The sequence below is a fragment of the Roseospira visakhapatnamensis genome (assembly GCF_014197915.1).
In the GTDB taxonomy this organism is placed as follows: domain Bacteria; phylum Pseudomonadota; class Alphaproteobacteria; order Rhodospirillales; family Rhodospirillaceae; genus Rhodospira; species Rhodospira visakhapatnamensis.
Genome location: NZ_JACIGK010000002.1, coordinates 64121 through 81957 on the forward strand (window position 1 = coordinate 64121; position 17837 = coordinate 81957).

General features: G+C 70.6%; 14 protein-coding genes. 10 read left to right on the plus strand and 4 right to left on the minus strand.

Annotation, left to right across the window (positions count from 1 at the left end; translation table 11 throughout):
- Window positions 1-20 precede the first annotated feature (20 nt).
- Together GGD89_RS01760 and GGD89_RS01765 are read left to right on the plus strand one after the other, a co-directional pair.
- The gene (locus GGD89_RS01760) at window positions 21-1037 is read left to right on the plus strand and encodes a 3-methyl-2-oxobutanoate hydroxymethyltransferase (RefSeq protein ID WP_184042387.1); all 1017 of its coding nucleotides are present in this window, start codon (window positions 21-23) and stop codon (window positions 1035-1037) included.
- Between the two features lie 44 nt (window positions 1038-1081).
- Complete coding sequence (locus tag GGD89_RS01765; protein ID WP_184042388.1) at window positions 1082-3187, plus strand: PP2C family protein-serine/threonine phosphatase; 2106 nt, start codon at window positions 1082-1084, stop codon at window positions 3185-3187.
- Here GGD89_RS01765 and GGD89_RS01770 read toward each other — a convergent pair.
- The 4 genes from GGD89_RS01770 to GGD89_RS01785 form a co-directional block, all read right to left on the minus strand.
- Window positions 3153-4010, minus strand: a complete 858-nt coding sequence (locus GGD89_RS01770; RefSeq protein ID WP_184042389.1) for a sterol desaturase family protein — start codon at window positions 4008-4010, stop codon at window positions 3153-3155. The genes GGD89_RS01765 and GGD89_RS01770 overlap by 35 nt on opposite strands.
- A gap of 114 nt (window positions 4011-4124) precedes the next feature.
- Window positions 4125-5033, minus strand: a complete 909-nt coding sequence (locus GGD89_RS01775) for a glycosyltransferase (protein ID WP_184042390.1) — start codon at window positions 5031-5033, stop codon at window positions 4125-4127.
- A 138-nt stretch (window positions 5034-5171) separates the two neighbouring features.
- Window positions 5172-5795 carry a NifB/NifX family molybdenum-iron cluster-binding protein gene (locus GGD89_RS01780; RefSeq protein ID WP_184042391.1) on the minus strand — a complete coding sequence of 208 codons (624 nt, stop codon included), beginning with the start codon at window positions 5793-5795 and terminating at the stop codon, window positions 5172-5174.
- A gap of 268 nt (window positions 5796-6063) precedes the next feature.
- The gene (locus GGD89_RS01785) at window positions 6064-6561 is read right to left on the minus strand and encodes a TspO/MBR family protein (protein WP_343058500.1); all 498 of its coding nucleotides are present in this window, start codon (window positions 6559-6561) and stop codon (window positions 6064-6066) included.
- Between the two features lie 341 nt (window positions 6562-6902).
- Here GGD89_RS01785 and GGD89_RS01790 point away from each other — a divergent pair, with 341 nt between their 5' ends.
- The 8 genes from GGD89_RS01790 (at window position 6903) to GGD89_RS01825 (ending at window position 17631) form a co-directional block, all read left to right on the plus strand.
- Window positions 6903-7556, plus strand: coding sequence for an SCP2 sterol-binding domain-containing protein (locus tag GGD89_RS01790; protein ID WP_184042392.1), 654 nt, complete (start codon window positions 6903-6905; stop codon window positions 7554-7556).
- A 113-nt stretch (window positions 7557-7669) separates the two neighbouring features.
- Complete coding sequence (ubiU, locus tag GGD89_RS01795; protein ID WP_246422272.1) at window positions 7670-8650, plus strand: ubiquinone anaerobic biosynthesis protein UbiU; 981 nt, start codon at window positions 7670-7672, stop codon at window positions 8648-8650.
- 16 nt (window positions 8651-8666) lie between these two features.
- On the plus strand, window positions 8667-9584 hold the full coding sequence (gene ubiV, locus GGD89_RS01800; protein WP_184042393.1) for a ubiquinone anaerobic biosynthesis protein UbiV: 918 nt from the start codon (window positions 8667-8669) through the stop codon (window positions 9582-9584).
- A gap of 172 nt (window positions 9585-9756) precedes the next feature.
- Window positions 9757-10368, plus strand: a complete 612-nt coding sequence (gene leuD, locus GGD89_RS01805; protein ID WP_184042394.1) for a 3-isopropylmalate dehydratase small subunit — start codon at window positions 9757-9759, stop codon at window positions 10366-10368.
- 16 nt (window positions 10369-10384) lie between these two features.
- Complete coding sequence (locus GGD89_RS01810; protein WP_184042395.1) at window positions 10385-11959, plus strand: class I SAM-dependent methyltransferase; 1575 nt, start codon at window positions 10385-10387, stop codon at window positions 11957-11959.
- Window positions 11960-12019: 60 nt separating this feature from the next.
- On the plus strand, window positions 12020-14095 hold the full coding sequence (locus GGD89_RS01815) for a serine/threonine-protein kinase (RefSeq protein ID WP_184042396.1): 2076 nt from the start codon (window positions 12020-12022) through the stop codon (window positions 14093-14095).
- Between the two features lie 210 nt (window positions 14096-14305).
- Window positions 14306-17032 (plus strand): type VI secretion system ATPase TssH, encoded by a 2727-nt coding sequence (tssH, locus tag GGD89_RS01820; RefSeq protein WP_184042397.1) that lies wholly within the window; start codon window positions 14306-14308, stop codon window positions 17030-17032.
- A 122-nt stretch (window positions 17033-17154) separates the two neighbouring features.
- Window positions 17155-17631 carry a type VI secretion system tube protein Hcp gene (locus GGD89_RS01825; RefSeq protein ID WP_184042398.1) on the plus strand — a complete coding sequence of 159 codons (477 nt, stop codon included), beginning with the start codon at window positions 17155-17157 and terminating at the stop codon, window positions 17629-17631.
- Window positions 17632-17837: the final 206 nt, after the last annotated feature.

Here is a 17837-nt window from a genome sequence, read left to right on the forward strand (position 1 = left end):
ATCAGGAGACCCGGACCGTGATGCCCCTGACCGACACGGCCCTGCCCAAGGCCCCCGTTGCCGCCGTCGCCGTTCCCGGCGCCCCCGACACGGCCGGCCTTGACGACCGCCTGGCCGCCCATCTGGCCGGCCGCCTGGCGCATCCCGACGTGCCGCGCCTCAAGATCAACCTCTACCGGGGCTACGAGGTGGCGGCGGTCGCCGAGGCCGCCGCCGACCTGCGCGGCACCGTGCCCGGGTTCACCCAGCTGGACAGCCTGATGGTGGCCGACAGCGTGCTCACCACCCACATGGGCCGCGCCAGCACCCGGGTGCCCAGCGGCGAGGAAGCGGCCTTCCTGGACATCATGCGCGGGTTGGTCGCCGAGGTCGCCGCAGCCGCCCGCGCCGCCTTCGGCACCGGACCGGAGGCACCCTATGTCATCGCCGACATGCCGGACGGCAGCGCGCGCACGCCCGACGACGCGGAACGCCATGGCGCCGGCATGCTGGCCCTGGGCGCCGACATCCTGAAGGTCGAGGTGGGCGACGACGGCGGCTTCCCGATCCTGGAGCGACTGGGACGCGCCGGCCTGCCGGTGATCGCCCATCTGGGCTACACCCCGCAGTCGCGCGAGAACCGCAAGTACGGCACCACCCCCGAGGAGGCCCTGGCCCTGTGCGCGGCGGCGCGCCGGGCGCGGGACGCCGGCGCCCGGGCCATCGTGCTGGAACGGGTCAGCGGCGCCGTCAACGGCGTGCTGTCGCGGCCGTCGCCCCGTGGCCTGCCCGTCTACAGCATCTTCTCCGGCCGCTGTCCGCATCTGGGGCAGAGCCTGAACGTGTGGGATTCGGTCATTCGCCCGGACTTCGCGGCCAAGGCGTTTCCACCCACCGCCGACCTGAACCGCGCCGCCTATCCCGACGGCTACACCGGGGCCGCCATCCGCGCCCACATGGCGGCGTTGTTGCGGCTGACCCTGGAGGGCCGGTTCCCGCCGCGCGATCCCCTGGCGCCGCCGGCGGGCCTGCCGGATGATCCCTGGGGGGCCGCGTGACGCCGTCCGTTCCCATGCCCGCCGCCCGCTGAGGTCCGGTTCCCATGCTTCTGCGCACCCGTCTGATCCTCATCGTCCTGGTGTTCTCCGTGGTCCTGACGGGCGGCCTGGTGTTGGCGGCCTTCGAACGCGAGCGCCTCAACGACGTCCGCTACGCCCGGGCGGTGTTGTCGGGCTACCAGTCGCTGTGGGCGGCGGTCCTGGAAAGCACGCTGGAGCGCATGGACACCGAGGTGCCGGACTTCACCAACGTGCCGGTCATCAGCAGTGCCCTCGACAGCGGCGACAGCGGCTTGATTTCGACCGTGTTCAATTCGGTCGCCGATGCCCTCATCATGCGCGGCAGCATCTCGCGGTTCGAGGTGCTGAACAGGCACGGCGGGCTGGCGTTCACCTCCCAGGCATCGCTGTTCCCGTCGCCCATCCTGGACGGCTCCCAGGCCGAGCGGGTGCTGGCCGGGGAGCGCGTGCGCGGCCTCGCCCAGGACGCCGGGCGCACCGTGTTCGTGGCCGACAGCCAGCCGTTGCAGGATCGCGGGCGGGTGGTCGGCATCCTGACCGTCGCGCGCGCCGTCGACACCGTGCTGGCGCGCATGCAGCACGAGACCGGCGACGACGTTTTCGTCGTCAACCGGCGCGGCCGCATGCTGGCCGGCACCACGCCGCCCCTTTGGGATGCGCTGGTGGCCGGCCATGTCGTGGACCCCGGCGTCGACAGCCTGCGCATCGTGCCGCTGAACGAGCGGCGGCTGTCCATGGCCACCCTGCCGCTGGGCACCGGTCAGGGCGCGCAGGGGGCGCTGGCCGGCAATCTTGTGATCGTCAAGGACGTGACCGAAAGCGAGCGGCGCCAGGACCAGGTGGCGCAGGTGACGCTGATCGCGGTCGGTGCCTTCCTGGTGCTCATGATCACCACCCTGGGCTGGTACATGCGCACCTCGTTCCTGCCGCTGGAGGCGGCCCTGGGCGTGCTTCAGGCGCTGACCGAGGGCGACACGCGGCGCTCGGTGGAGGGCGTGGACCGGGCCGACGAAATCGGCAATCTGGCGCGGGCGCTGGAGGTGCTGCGGCGCCGGCAGATGACGCTGGAACGCCTGAAGCGCTCGCGCACGCGCCAGCGCCACCGTCAGGAACGCTTCATCCGCCAGGAAATGACGAGCCTCGCCCAGACCCTGGAGGACGAGGCCCGCGAGGACATCCTCGCCGACCTGGCGGAGATCGAGGCCGAGGCCAGCCGGGTTCTGACCCGCGCCCAGCGCGCCGGCGAGGACGGGGACGTCGCCGAGACGAGCGGCCTGGGCATGATGGCGCCGGCGATCCAGAAGATGGCCAGCCGGGTGCGCGAGCAGCATGGGCGCCTGCGCGAGGTGATCGCCGAGTTGCGCGAGGCGCTGGCCACCAAGACGGCCTATCTGTCGCTGCAACGAGAGCTAGGCATCGCCCACGACATGCAGCTCTCGATCCTGCCCAAGGGCTTCCCGCCCCGGCCGGAGATGGACCTTCACGGCAGCATGCGGCCGGCCAAGGAGGTGGGTGGCGACTTCTACGATTTCTTCGCCATCGACGCCGACCGCGTCGGCGTGGTGGTGGCCGACGTGTCGGGCAAGGGCGTGCCGGCGGCCTTCTTCATGGCCATCGCCCGCACGCTGCTCAAGGCCACGGCGCTGTTCGGCGAACGGCCCGGGACCTGCCTGGCCAAGCTCAACGACCTGCTGTGCGAGACCAACGACCAGGAGTTGTTCGTCACCGTCTTCTATGGCCTCTACCATGTACGCGACGGGCATATGGTGTATGCCAACGGTGGGCATAACCCGCCGCTGTGCCTGCGGGCCGACGGCCGGGTGGAGCCGCTGCCGCTGACCGGGGGGACGGCGCTGGCGGTGCTGGACGGCCTGTCCTACGTCGAGGCGACGGTGACCCTGGGCGAGGGCGACAGCCTGTTCCTGTACACCGACGGCGTGACCGAGGCGTTCAATCCCGCCGGCGTGGAGTTCGGGGAGGAGAGGCTCACGGCCCTGCTGTCCGGGCTCGGCGACCTGGACGCGCGAACGCTGAACGACCGGGCCATGGCGGCGGTCGCCGCCTTCGCGGAGGACGAGCCCCAGGCCGACGATATCACCTGCGTGACGCTGCGGCGCTTGCGGGCGTGACCGGTCGTCCGGCGGGCGCGTCCGGGCCGCGCCAGGGCTGGAGCAGCAGGCGGTCCAGCCATTGATCGCGGGGCGCGCGGAACCGCGTCTGACCCAGGATCATGGCGTCGTGGCCGGCGGCGGGCTGGGGCGTGTAGGTGCCCAGCAGGCGATCCCACCAGGACAGCGAGAAGCCGAAGTTGCTGTCGGTCTCCTCCCGGTGGATCGAGTGGTGGACCCGATGCATGTCCGGCGTGACCAGCACCCAGCGGATGACCCGGTCCACCGGCGCCGGCAGACGCAGGTTGGCGTGATTGAACAGCGCGCAGGCGTTCAGCGTCACCTCGAACACCAGCACGGCGACCGGCGGCGCCCCCAGGGCGGCGACCGCGGCGAGCTTGATGCCCATGGACAGGAGGATCTCCACCGGGTGGAAGCGGAGCGCGGTGACCACGTCCAGGTCGGTGTCGGCGTGATGCACCCGGTGCAGCCGCCACAGCACCGGCACGGCGTGGAACACGCGGTGCTGGGTGTAGATCAGCAGGTCCAGCAGCAGCAGCGAGGCGATCACGGCCACCCAGGCCGGCGCCCCCAACACGTTGAACAAGCCCCGGCCCTCGGCCTCGGCCCACGCCGCCAGACCGACCGCCAGCACCGGCACCAAGAGGCGCAGCAGCAGTGTGTCCAGCGCCACCAGGGCCAGCGTGTTTCCCCAGCGCAGCCAGCGCGGCAGGGTCCGCGCCCGGCGCGGCCGGGCGGCCTCCCAAAGCGCCAGGAGCCCGAGCAGGCCCAGGAACGCGGACAGGCGCAGGGCGGGTTCGTGCTCCAGCAGGGTGGCGCTCATGGGGGCATCCCTCTCGGTGCGGCGCGGGGTCCTCGGGGATATGGGTGAGTCCCGCGCCGAGGGAAGGGGGCTGCGGGATGGCGTTCGGGGACCGGTGTCCGGGGGGGGGCGGGGTCAGGGCGGCGGCGGGCCAAGCCGGCCGATCAGGCCGTGCCAGATCCCCTGGGCGATTCGGCCCATGCGCGTCAGGCGGTGGCCCTGGAACGCCCAGAACACCGCGTTGCGCACGACCACGTCCTTGGCGATGGCCAGCTTCCAGCCCAGGCGGCCGTGCGGATGGCGCAGCATCGCGACGCCGTTCCGGGCGATGAAGTAGTCTCGAAGCGGGCTGTGGGCCTTGAAGGAAAAGCCCCCCAGTGACCGCACACGGATGACCGCGTCGCCGATGGTGTGGTCCATGCGGGCCGCCCCCACCGCTATCAGGCGCCGCCCCAGTCCTTGAGCCCGGACGCACCAGTCGATGTCCACATAGTCGATGAACAGCGCCTCGCGCATGGGACCCACGGCCTCCAGCGCCGCCCGGTGGACCAGCATGCCGGAGGTGATGAGGTGGTTGACCTCCAGGACACCGTCGCTCTCCGGAATGGCCCACACCCGGCGCAAGCCCCGGAAGGTCTCGGAGACAGCCACGACGCCGGTGCGCGGGTCCACATGCACGGGGCCCACCGCCGCCAGGGGCACGCCCTCGGCCATCAGGCGGGACTCGGCCTCCAGAAGCCGGGCCACCATGTCCGGGGCGGGCACGCTGTCCTGGTCGAGGGTCAGCGCGTGCGACCAAGATCCGGCCATCAGATGGGCGATGCCCCGGTTGAGGGCTCCGGCGACGCCGGTGTTGCGGCCCAGCGCCAGGGTCGTGACGCCCAGGGACTCGAGCCAGCCCGGCGGCAGGGCGGAGCCATTGTCCACCACCAGCACCGCGCTTACCTGCGGCCGGATGCGCGCGACCAAGGCGGTCAGGCGCGTCGGCTCGGGATGATAGGTGACGATGATGGCAAGGACGCGCGATGTGGGGGCGGGGGTCACGGGCACGCTCGTGCTGGGGCCGGACGGACGAAACCGAATGACCCCCGGCATATCATACCGGCGCGCGCCTGTCCCCCCGGGGGCCGATGCGGGGTCCTGTCCGATGGTCGCGGCCCCGACCGTCGGCGAACCGGTGGCTCAGGGGGTCGCCGTCGCCAGGCGCCGGCGGCCTCGTCCGCCGCCATGCCCACAGCCGCCGCGTCCGTGCCCATGGCCATGGCCATGGCTGTGCGCATGGTCGTGATCATGGTCCTGGCAGCCGCAGGCGGCGGGATCGTGCGCGTGTGACCCGTCCTGGCAACAGGCCTGACTCTCGGTGTCGTCGGGCGTATCGACCGCCTGTGGGTCATGAGGATGGCCGTCGTCGTGGCCATGGTCGTGATGATGATGGTGGTGGTGGCCGTGGTCCGCGTCGGCGGCCGTGATCGCCGGCGGGCTGATATCCAGGCGGTTCTCGGCGATGGCGCGCAGCACCGAGGCCGGATCGGTATCCTCGGCGCTGACCACCACCGTCACGCCGCGCCGTGCCATGCGCACGCGGAACTCCGGGCCGCATTCCTTGGTGACCAGCACGTCCAGGGCATCCAGGGGGTGCGGACCGGCGCCATGAAACGCATGCAGCGTCATCTCGACGGGAAAGTCCAGACGCTCCACCTCGGTGGCGGTGCCGCCGGTGTCCAGCTCATAGACCAGGAAGCGCCGCGTGCGTCCGGCATGGCCGGTGATGGTTCGGAAGTTCTGACTGGTGAAACCGATGCGCATGTTTCGGCGTCCTTGACCTGGGATCCACGGAAAGGGGGGCTTGGGGCGGCGGACCCTGGCGCGGTCAACCGCTCGGCACGGAGCGGTCGCGAGGGGTCGGAGGGCGTCCCGGCCCTCAGCTATAGATCCATCGGACCGTGGGGCGAATAACAATTCGCAATCGCACACATGCGTTCCGCGCGGATCTCCCGATCCCGTCACGCGGGGACCGTCCGGGCCGAGCCCCGGGCCGTGTTGGCCGCCAGTGGACACACCGTCGGGACGCCCGTCAGGACAGGGGATCGCCGGCGTTCGCGCGATCCGCGTTCATGACCCAGATTCCCAGGTTGAGGAACGCCGCGAAGATAACCCAGAACGCGTAGGGGATCAGCAGCAGGCCGGCGATGGTCTGGACCCGCAGGAACAGAACGATCGTCGCCAGCACCGCCACCCACAGCAGCATCATCACCACGAATCCGAGCGCCATCCGATGAGCGCCAAAGAACACCGGCGCCCACAAGGCGTTCAACGCCAGTTGGACGGCAAAGGCGATGAGCGGCAGGGTGGCCGCTTCTTCCGGGACATCGCGCCAGACCAGCCACCCCGCGACGGCCATCATCAGGTACAGGATGGTCCAGGCGACCGAGAACAGCCAGTCGGGGGGAGTCCAGAACGGCTTGCGCAGGGACTGATACCACGGCCCCGGCTTGAAGGCCGCGCTGGTGGAGGCGGCGGCGAAACACGCCAGCAGGAACCCGCCCAGGGCCATCATCGTCTCGGTGTCCACGCGGGACCTCCTTGTTCGTCGGCAGCCCCCGGAAGGCGCGGACGGCCGCCGGCCGGTCGGGCGGGACGGGAGCGAGCACGCGCGGGGGGCGATGGGGTGTCGCGCCGCCGCCCGGTATAGCGCGTCGATGTCCCAAGATCGACCCCGGCTCTTGCCCGGGGACGGTGTCCGCAGTAAAAAAGCGGTTCATCCGCGTCAAACCGGTCGGCGAAAAAAGGACGACCCTTTTCGCTGAGCGGCTGGCGTGGTCGTGCCGGCGCTGCGGCGCCGGGCCCTTATGCCGATATGTCGGGACCGGGGCGGGTCGGTATCATAAAGGAATCACGATGCCAGGGGGATCGATGTCCCACGCCGTTCGAACGTTCTCGCCGGGCCTGCTGGTCGGCCTGCTGCTGCGCCCCGTGCCCGTGCCGGTGATGCGCGCGCTGGCGCGGCCGGTGCTGGAGGGCTTGGTGCGAGACCTGGAGCCGCGCCTGGGCGACCGGCTGTCGGGCCTGACCGGACGGCTGGCCATCGTGCCGGCCGGGCACCCGGCGGCGGTGGTGGTGGACATGGCCGACGGCGTGCTGAGCCTGGATGTGGCCGAGGCCGAGGCCGACGAGGTGCGTCACGCCGAGGCCGTGGTGCGCGCGCCGCTGGAGACCCTGACCGCCATGCTCGACACCGAGGGCATGGACGGCGATGCCTCGTTCTTCGCCCGCGCCCTGACCATCGAGGGCGATACCAGCCTGGTGATGGCGCTCCGCTACGCCCTGGAGGACGCCAACGCCGGCATGGACGACGTCAGCCGCGCCATGCCCTGGCCGCTGGGCCGGGCGTTGCCCCACATGCTGCGGGTCGGGCGGCGGGTGCATGCCGCCGCCAGCCGCGATCTGGCCACCGTCCAGGATGCCGTGCTGGCCCCGCTACGCACCGATCTGGCGCGTCAGGAAGGCCGCTTGGCCAAGCTGGAGGCCGGTTTGCAACGGACCCCACGGCGCCGTACCGCCGTCTGATCCGCGTCCCTTCGTCGGTCCGGGCGGCGCTTCATCGCACGCACGATGCCGTATGGACCCTTGATGTCGCGCCGGTCGGCTGGCCGACGTCCCTTGCCCAAGAGGATCTGGCGATGACTGCTCCCATGGAACTGGTGTGTCCGGCCGGGACGCCGGCGGCGCTTGACGCGGCCATCGAGGCCGGCGCCGACGCCGTCTACTTCGGCTTCCGCAACCGCACCAACGCGCGCAATTTCCCGGGCCTGAATTTCTCGGAAAAGGAACTGGCCGAGGGCGTGGCGGCCTGTGACCGGGCCAAGGTGCGGCCGATGATCGCCATCAACACCTATCCGGACGCGGGTGACGACTCGCTGTGGCGCCGCGCCGTGGACTGCGCCGCCGAGGCCGGAGCGGGCGCGGTGATCCTCTGCGACATGGGGCTGGCCGCTTACGCCGCCCAGCGGCACCCCAGCCTGCGCCTGCATCTGTCGGTGCAGGCGTCGGCGTCCAACGTGCCGTCGGTGCGGTTCTATCGCGAGGCGTTCGGTATCCATCGCGTGGTGTTGCCGCGCGTCATGACCGTGGAGCAGATCGCCGCCCTGACCGCCGCCGTGCCCGACGTCGAGACCGAGGTGTTCGTGTTCGGCGGCCTGTGCGTGATGGCCGAGGGACGCTGCTGCCTGTCGTCCTATGCCACGGGCATCTCGCCGAACAAGGACGGCGCCTGTTCGCCCGCCAGCCATGTCCGCTACGAGCAGCAGGGCGAGACCATGATCTCCCGCCTGGGCGAGTTCGTGGTCAACCGCTTCGGGGCGGGCGAGCAGGCCGGCTATCCCACCATCTGCAAGGGCCGCTATCAGGTGCTGGGCCGCGAGATGCACCTGTTCGAGGATCCGCTGAGCCTGGACGCCACCTCCCTGGTGCCGGCCTTCGCCAAGGCCGGGGTTACCGCCCTGAAGGTGGAGGGGCGCCAGCGTGGCAAGGCCTATGTGTCGCAGGTGGTGCGCTCGCTGAAGGCGGCGATCGCCGGCGCCGCGCCGCCGGCCGGCCAGGCGGCGGCCTTCATGGAGGGCGGCGGCGGCACCACGGGCGTCTATGCCGGCACCTGGCACTGAGGACCAGAGAGAGACCATGACCCATTCCGTGAAGCTTGTTCTCGGCCCCTTGCCCTACCAGTGGCCGGCCGCGCGGCGGCGGGACTTCTACCGCGCCATCGCCGAGCAGGGCCCCTACGACCGCGTGGTTCTGGGCGAGACGGTCTGCTCCAAGCGCGAGACGCCCGTCGCCGAGGCCATGGCCGAGGCCGAGGTGGCGCTGAAGGCCGCCGGCCGCGAGGTGGTGCGCCCGACCATCACCCTGGCCGTGGACGAGGAGGACGTGCGGGTGCTGGAGGCGGTGTCCAAGACCGCCAATGCCGGCGCCCTGATCGAGGCCAACGACACCGGCGCGCTCGCCCTGCTGTCGGGCAAGCCGCATCACATCGGGCCGATGGTCAACGTCTACAACGAGGGCACCTTGCGCGCCCTGGCCGGGCGCGGTGCCACCGCCGTGACGCTGCCCTGGGAACTGCCGCGCCGCAGTGTTGAGGTGCTGGCCGCCGAGGCCGGGCGCCTGGGCGTCGAGTGCGGGCTGAACGTGTTCGGGCGGGCGCCCCTGGCCATTTCGGCGCGCTGCTACCATGCCCGCGCCCATGGCCTGACCAAGGCCACCTGCCGCCTGATCTGCGACCAGGACCCCGAGGGCCTGGAGGTGGACACCCTGGAGGGCGACGAGTTCCTGATCGTCAACGGCCTGCAGACCCAGGCGCGTACCGTCACCCTGCTGGTGCGCGAGATCCCGGACCTGATCAAGGCCGGGGTCACCGCCATCCGCCTCGCGCCGCTGGACCTGGACATGGTGGCGGCGGGGCAAGTTTACGCGGACCTGATCGCGGGGGCGTGCTCCGTCGACGCCGCCGAGGACCGCTTGCTGGACCTGCTGGAGGATCGCGCCGTCGCCAACGGGTTCCTCCATGCCGAGCCGGGCGCCAACTGGGTCGCGGCGGAGTAGGCGTCTCCAGACACGATGAGTCGGTGGGCGCGTGACGCGCGCGGGGCGCGCGTGGGCGGCTCCGGCGCGGTCCGTGAGCGCGCCGGTGACCGTCGTCCAACCATGGGGTCTTTGCGGGCCGGCGCATGGCCGCTACAAAGGGGGACTCCCGAACGCCACACGAAGGGTCGTCATGGAAAAGTTCACCGCCTTGACCGGGGTCGCCGCGCCGTTGCCGATCGTCAACATCGACACGGACATGATCATCCCCAAGCAGTTCCTGAAAACCATCAAGCGGACCGGTTTGGGAAAAAGCCTGTTTTTCGAGATGCGCTACGACGACGCCGGCGCCGAGGTGCCGGACTTCGTGCTCAACCAGCCGGCCTGGCGGGGGGCGCAAATCCTGGTGGCCGGGGACAACTTCGGCTGCGGTTCGTCGCGCGAGCATGCGCCGTGGGCGCTGCTGGACTTCGGCATCCGCTGCGTCATCGCCACCAGCTTCGCCGACATCTTCTACAACAACTGCTTCAAGAACGGCATTCTGCCCATCCGCCTGCCCCAGTCCGAGGTGGACAAGCTGATGGACGATGCCGGTCGCGGCGCCAACGCCACCGTCACCGTGGACCTGGAGGCGCAGGAGATCCGCGGCCCGGACGGCGGCGTCATCCGCTTCGACATCGATCCCTTCCGCAAGCACTGCCTGCTCAACGGGCTGGACGACATCGGCCTGACGCTCCAGCGGGAAGACGCGATCCACGCCTTCGAGGCCGAGCGCGCCCGGCAGTTCCCCTGGCTGGCCGCTTGAGCGGGGCACCCCGGTCATGAGCGGCGCCCGACCCGGGGAGGACTGGTCCGCCGGCTACGTGACCGATGTCGCGTACATGCCGGGCTTCTATCACCACCAGACGCCGGGATTCATGGCGCTGGCCTGCCTGCTCAACGGGTTCGAGCCGCCCGGGCTGGATGGCCTCACCTACTGCGATCTCGGCTGTGGTCCCGGCTTCGGGATCACCCTGATGGGCGCCACCGATCCCGGCGGAACCTACGTGGGCGTGGACTTCAATCCCGCCCACGTGGCCCAGGGCCGCCGCCTGATCACCCGCGCCGGCCTGACCAACGTGCGCCTGATCGAGGCCAGCTTCGCAGACCTGACCGGTCCGGAGGCGGCCCGGCACAGCCTGCCGAGCTTCGATGTCATCACCCTCCATGGCGTCTATAGCTGGGTGGACGAGGGCCTGAAGCGGGCCATCGTCCGCTTCATCGACCGGCACCTGAATCCCGGTGGCATGGTGTACCTCAGCTACAACTGCTATCCGGGATGGACCACCGCCATGCCGGTGCAGCGGCTGTTGCGCGAGGTGGCGGCGCGTCAGCCAGGCGAGAGCACCGGCCGCTTCCGGACCGCTCATGCGGTCGCCCAGGCGCTGCACGCGGCGCATGCTCAGGGCCTGGGCGACAAGACGGTGTTCGAGGCCCTGGACCGGGAACTAGAGGGGGGCAACGACGCCTATCTGGTCCACGAGTACCTGAACGCGCACTGGCGGCCGCTGTTCTTCAGCGATGCGGTGGCGGACATGGCGGCGGCCAAGCTGGTCTATGCCGGCGCGGCCAGCCTGCTCGACAATTTCTCGCAGTTTCAGATGACGCCCGAGCAACGCGCGGTGGTGGACATGCTGCCCGATCGGGTGCTGCGCCAGCAGGCGGGCGACTTCTGCGCGGGGCGTGGCTTCCGCCGCGACGTGTACTTGCGCGGGGCCCTGCGCCTGGACGAGCCCCAACAGGTCGACCGGCTCCGCCGGGTTCGCTTCATCAACCCCCGTGTCGAGGGCGGGGAAAGCCTGAAGGTCACCACGCCCGTCGGCACCGCCGAACTGGAGTTGCGTCTGTACGGCCCGATGCTGGCCTGGCTGCGCGAGGCGCCCTTGACCGTGGGGGATTTGCTGGCCCGGGTGGCGGCCGAGGGGGTGGCCGACCGCTCGCCGGTGGAGGTCGCCGGCATGCTGGCCGGGTCCGGGCTGGCGGTGCCGGTCTACGACGATCCGTCGCCGCTGGTCCTGGACCGGGTGCGCCGGCTGAACCGGGAGATCGCCGACCTGCCCCTGGGTCAGGGCCGCCTGAAGCCCTCCACGGCGCTGGCCTCGGCCCTCGGGCGGACCGGCGTGTTCGCCACCCTGTTCGATGTGCTGGCCTACGCGGCCCTGGCGGACGGCGCCGACGAAACCCCGGAGGCGTTGGCCGATGCCGCCTGGGCGCGTCTGTCGGCGCGCGGGGAGGCCCTGCGCCATGAAGGGGAGCCCCTTGAGGGCGAGGCCGCCAACCGCGCGGCGCTGATCGAGAACTTTGGTCCGGTGCTGGAGGGCGTGGTGCCGATGTGGCGGCGGCTCGGCGTGCTGTAGGGGGCCGGCCGGGCGCGACCGGACCGATGAGGGCAGGGCAGGGGGGAGGCAGGGGTGGTGATGTCGGCTGGTGAGGACGGGGCGGCGACGCTGGGGCCCTATCGCCTGGATGGGCTGTTGGGTCAGGGCGCCATGAGCCTGGTGCACCGCGCGGTGGACACCCGCGACGGTCGGGCCGTGGCCGTCAAGACCCTGCGCCCGGAGCTGCTGACCGCCGGCGAGCGCGCGCTGATGATGGGGCGCTTCCAGCGCGAGGCCGACCTGGGCCGGAAGCTGGTGCACCCCCATCTGGTGCGCGTGCGCGACCACGGCGAGGGACCCGACGGTCCCTTCATGGTCATGGACATCCTGACGGGACCGACCCTGAAGGACGTCATCGAGCGCGACGCGCCGCTGCCGCCGGCCCGGGTGCTGGATCTGGTGCTGCCGGTGCTTGACGGGTTGGCCCACGCCCACGCCCGAGGGGTCGTCCATCGCGACGTCAAGCCGGCCAATGTGCTGCTGCTGGATAACGAGAGCCGCCCGATCCTGATGGACTTCGGCATTGCCGCCGCGCGCGACGGCGCGACGGCGGACCTGACCCAGGTGGGCGACATGCTGGGAACACCCGCCTACATGGCGCCCGAGCAGTTGCAGGGCCTGGCGGTGTCGGATCGCGCCGACGTGTTCGCCGTGGGCGTGGTTCTGTATGCCATGCTGACCGGCGAGCGCGCCTTCTCCGGAACCCTGGCGTCCATCATGCAAGGGATCCTGTTCGAGGAGCCGCCTCCGCCCTCGCGGACGGCCGCGTGGCTGCCGGCGGACCTGGACGCCGTGATCGCCGCCGCCTTGACCAAGGATCCGGCGCGCCGGCCGGATGCCCTGGGGCTGGTGCGGGCGCTGTCCAGTCTGGCGACGATGCTGGCCTCGGTCATGCCGCCGGCCGGCGCCGGCGTCGCCGCCGATCGGGCCCATGCGGCGCGCCAGGCCCGCGATCTGGCGGCGGTGGACGACAGCGCCCGGTTGTCGCGGCTGCGCGAGGCGCTGGCGCACGCCCTCGACCAGGCCCTGGCCAAGCGCTTGGGGCAGCGTCAGTTGCGGGACATCGGCGTGCTGCTGGAGGCGGCCGGGGAGTCCCTGGGGCGGCTGGATCCGGACGTTCGCCAGGCGGTGTCCGCCGATCTGGTCGCGCTGATCGAGACCCGAGGCGTCAAGCCGGCGCTGGAGATCGCGCTGTCCGGCGCGCCGCTGCCGGGGCGTCCTGTGCGCGAGACGCGGCGCGACTGGATGGGCGCGGTGCGGTTGCTGGTGCTGCTCAGCGACGCCCTCGACCGGGTGGGCGACAGTCCGGCGGGCGACATGGCGCTGGACCGGGTGGCCGGCGAGATCGCCGACGCCGTCATGGACCACGCCGCGCGCCTGAATGCCTCCCTGGGCGAGGAGGACGGACCCGACCTGGCCATGGTCTCGGCCGACTTCATGCGGCTGGACGTGCTGTGCCTGGCCCTGGAGGAGATCGGCGCCGACACCGAACGCGCCTCGGCCGAGGCACAGATGGCCGCCCTCGCCACCCAGGTCATGCGCAAGGTCAACGCCGTCATCCGCCACGCCACCCAGGAGGGGGATGCGCTGGCGCGGTTCGGCATGGCGACCATGCTGGGCGAGGTGGAGGACCTGATCGCGCTGGCCCAGCGGCTGCTGGAGGGCGGCGAGGGCGGCGCGCGCCAGAGCGGACGCGCCGCCCGCATGGCGCGGGCCGTGGTGGCCGACTTCATCGACAACGCCGCCGCCGTGGCCGCGCTGTACGGCAGCGACTTGCGCGCCGCCATGGCCGCGCCGGCGCTGGACACCGCCGGGTTCGGTCCGCGCCTGCGGCGGCTGGGGCATCTCTACGTGTTCGCCAGCCGGGTGCACGGCGCGGACATCGCGCCGGCGCTGTCCACCCTGGCCGAGACCGTCCATGGGCTGGTGGCCGAGATCACCGAGGGCCTGTTGCGGCGCGCCGGGGCCGGCGAGGCGGCGGCACTGGAGATCGTCGCCGTCCTGCTGGAGATGACCGACGCCTTCGGGTGGGGCGCGATTCGTCAACGTTTGCTGGTGGTGCTGCGCGACGGGGTGATGCGGCGGCCCGGTGGTCAACCGGGCGATCGGGCCTAGGACCGGGGCGGGTATCACCGCAGGCGGACGAGGTGGGTTGGTCTTCCTGCCCAGGTTGCCCAGCCCCGCGCCGCATGCGGACTCCTCGCCGTCCGCCCCCCGAAAACCACGCCGGCGGGGCGGCCGGCGGCGCGATGGTACTGGTATGGCCGTGCGCCAGTCGCTAGGATCGTTCCGGGTTGGACCTGATCGAGGAGGACGCACAGCACCATGGTGGCCGTGGACCTGCAATCCCTGATCGGGAAAATCAACCAATCCTGCCGGAGCGCCCTGGAGGCGGCGGTGGGCATGACCGCCAGCCGCACCCATTACAACGTCGAGATCGAACACTGGCTGTCCAAGCTGGTGGAGTCCGCCGATGGTGACGTCGCCGCCATCCTGCGGCATTTCGAGATCGACCCCGCCCGGGTGGCGGCCGACCTGAACCGCGTGCTGGAGAAGCTGAAGACCGGGAATTCCCGCGCGCCGTCGCTGTCGCCCGACGTGGTGAAGATGGTGCGCGAGGCGTGGGTCATCGGCTCGTTGCAGTATGGCGAGGCGCAGGTGCGCTCCGGTCATCTGCTGCTGGCGCTGGTGTCCGACGAATATCTGGCACCGCTGGCCCATGGCATGTCGTCGCAGTTCCGCGCCATCCAGCCCGAGGCCCTGAAGGCCAGCTTCGTCGGCATCACCCGGGAGACCGCCGAGGAGGCCATGCAGGCCCAGGCGCGCGCGGCCGCCGGTCCGGGGGCCGCGCCCGGCGCCGGACCGGGCGGGCCGAAGGCCGGCGGCGCCCTCGATCAGTACACCGTGGACCTGACGGCGACGGCGGCCGGGGGCGGTTTCGATCCCATCCTGGGCCGGGATTCCGAAATCCGGCAGATCGTCGACATCCTCACCCGCCGCCGCCAGAACAACCCGATCCTCACCGGCGAGGCCGGGGTCGGCAAGACGGCGGTGGTCGAGGGCTTCGCCCAGCGCATCGCCAGCGGTGACGTGCCCCCGGCGTTGCGCGGGGTCGCCGTGCGCTCGCTCGACCTGGGCCTGTTGCAGGCCGGCGCCGGCATGAAGGGCGAGTTCGAGAACCGCCTGAAAGGCGTGATCGACGAGGTCAAGGCGTCCGAAACCCCCATCATCATGTTCATTGACGAGGCGCATACCCTGATCGGCGCCGGCGGCGCGGCCGGCCAGAACGACGCCGCCAACCTGCTGAAGCCGGCGCTGGCCCGGGGCGAGTTGCGCACCATCGCCGCCACCACCTGGGCCGAATACAAGAAGTACTTCGAGAAGGACCCGGCGCTGACCCGGCGCTTCCAGGTGGTCAAGATCGACGAGCCCTCCGAGAAGGTGGCCATCGACATGATGCGCGGCATGGTCCGGCCGCTCCAGAAGCACCATGGCGTGCGCGTCACCACCGATGGCGTGGTGGAGGCGGTGCGTTTGTCGTCGCGCTACATTCCGGCCCGCCAGTTGCCCGACAAGTCGGTGAGCCTGCTGGACACCGCCTGCGCCCGCGTGGCCATGAGCCAGAGCGCCACCCCGGCGCCGGTGGAGGATCGGCAACGCTCCATCAGCCTGCTGACCACCGAGATCGACATCCTGGAGCGCGAGAAGGCCATCGGCCAGGGCGACTTCGAGGAGGACCTCACCCACGCCCGCGAGGCCCGAACGACGGCCGAGACCGAACTGGCGGCGCTGACCGAGCGCTGGGAGAAGGAACGGGACCTGGTGCGCGCCATCCGCGACATCCAGGACCGTCTGGAAGAGGCGCATGATCGGGAGGTGGCCGCGGTCGCCGCCAGCGCCGGTGCCGGTGACGACGGGGCCGGCGCGCCGCCGGCTGATCCGCCCGCCGAGCCCATCGACGTGCCGGCCCTGGAGGCCGAGCGTGACGCCAGGGTGGCCGACCTCGCGGCCCTTCAGGGCGAGGAACCGCTGGTCAAGATCAACGTCGATGCCCAGGCGGTGGCCGAGGTGGTGGCCAACTGGACCGGCGTGCCGGTGGGCCGCATGGTGTCGGACGAGATCCGCACCGTGCTGGCGCTGAAGGATCACATGTCGGCGCGCATCAAGGGCCAGGACCACGCGCTGGCGGCTATCACCGAATCCATCTGGACGTCGCGGGCCAAGCTGACCGACCCGCGCAAGCCGATCGGCGTGTTCCTGATGGTCGGAACCTCCGGCGTCGGCAAGACCGAGACCGCGTTGACCCTGGCCGAGTTGCTCTACGGCGGGGAACAGAACGTCACCACCATCAACATGAGCGAGTACAAGGAAGAGCATAAGGTCTCGCTGCTGATGGGCTCACCCCCCGGCTACGTGGGCTATGGCGAGGGCGGCGTGCTGACCGAGGCGGTGCGTCGGCGGCCCTACAGCATCGTGCTGCTGGACGAGATGGAGAAGGCGCACCCCGGTGTCCAGGATCTGTTCTATCAAGTGTTCGACAAGGGCATGCTGAAGGACGGCGAGGGCCGGGACATCGACTTCAAGAACACCATCATCATCATGACCTCCAACGCCGGGACGGAGACCATCGAAAGCCTGTGCGCCGACCCGGAGACCATGCCCGACGCCGCCGGCCTGGCCGAGGCGCTGCGGCCCGACCTGCTGAACACCTTCAAGCCCGCCTTCCTGGGCCGGTGTACCCTGGTGCCCTATTTCCCGTTGTCGGACGCCATCATCCGCGAGATCGTGGGGCTCAATCTGGAGCGCATCCGCAAGCGCGTCGCGGACAGCTACAAGGCGTCCTTCACCTACGCGCCGGCGCTGGTGGAGACCATCGCCAGCCGCTGCACGGAGTCGGAAAGCGGCGCGCGCAACATCGAACACATCCTGTCGCGGGGCATGCTGCCGGAGCTGTCGTCCCGCATCCTCGGCCGCCTGGCCGATGGCCTTTCGGTCTCCAGGGTTCATGTGGACCTGGACGACGGGGGGCACTTCACCTACCAGCTGGACTGACCGCTCCGGCCCGCTGGCGGCCGTCCGGGGGACGTCGCCGGGCCGCTCACCGATCCATGAGCAACGATCCTTGACAAGGCCTCACGGCACAAACACCGAGACAGAAACAGGGGGTACGGACCGTGGCGATCTACATCAAGTACGAAGGCATTGACGGCGATGCCACCCATCAGGACCACAAGAAGTGGTTGGACATCGGCTCCCTTCAATGGGGGGTCGGCCGCGCGATCTCGACCCCGGCGGGCGCGGCCGCCAATCGTGAGGCCTCGGAACCCTCGATCAGCGAGGTGACCATCACCAAGCAGATGGACGGATCCTCGCCGCACTTCCTGATCGAGGCCTGCGTCGGCGACAAGGGCAAGAAGTGCGAGATCCACCTGGTGTCCACGGGCAGCCCGGGCCGCACCTACGCGACCTACGTGCTCACGAATACCCTGGTGTCGGGCTACTCCATGTCCACCGGCGGTGATCGTCCCTCGGAGAGCATTTCGTTCAACTTCACCAAGGTCGAGTACAAGTACATTCCGTCCGGTGAAGGTAACGATCTCGGGTCGCCGATCGCGGTGGGCTATGACCTCTCCACCACCAAGAAGTCGTGACGACCCGGGTCATGGCGTGATGGAGGCATGATCGCGGCGGGGAGGGGCGTCCTGGTGCACTGATCGAGACAATAGATGCAGCCTGCATTCTTTTGTCTGGATCGAACGTGCACTGGAAACAATGTTTTGTGCAGCGACGCAATCAAGGGAAATCCCTTGGATGCGTCGCTGCACGAGGGCGTCCCTCCGACCTGTTGTGATCGGCG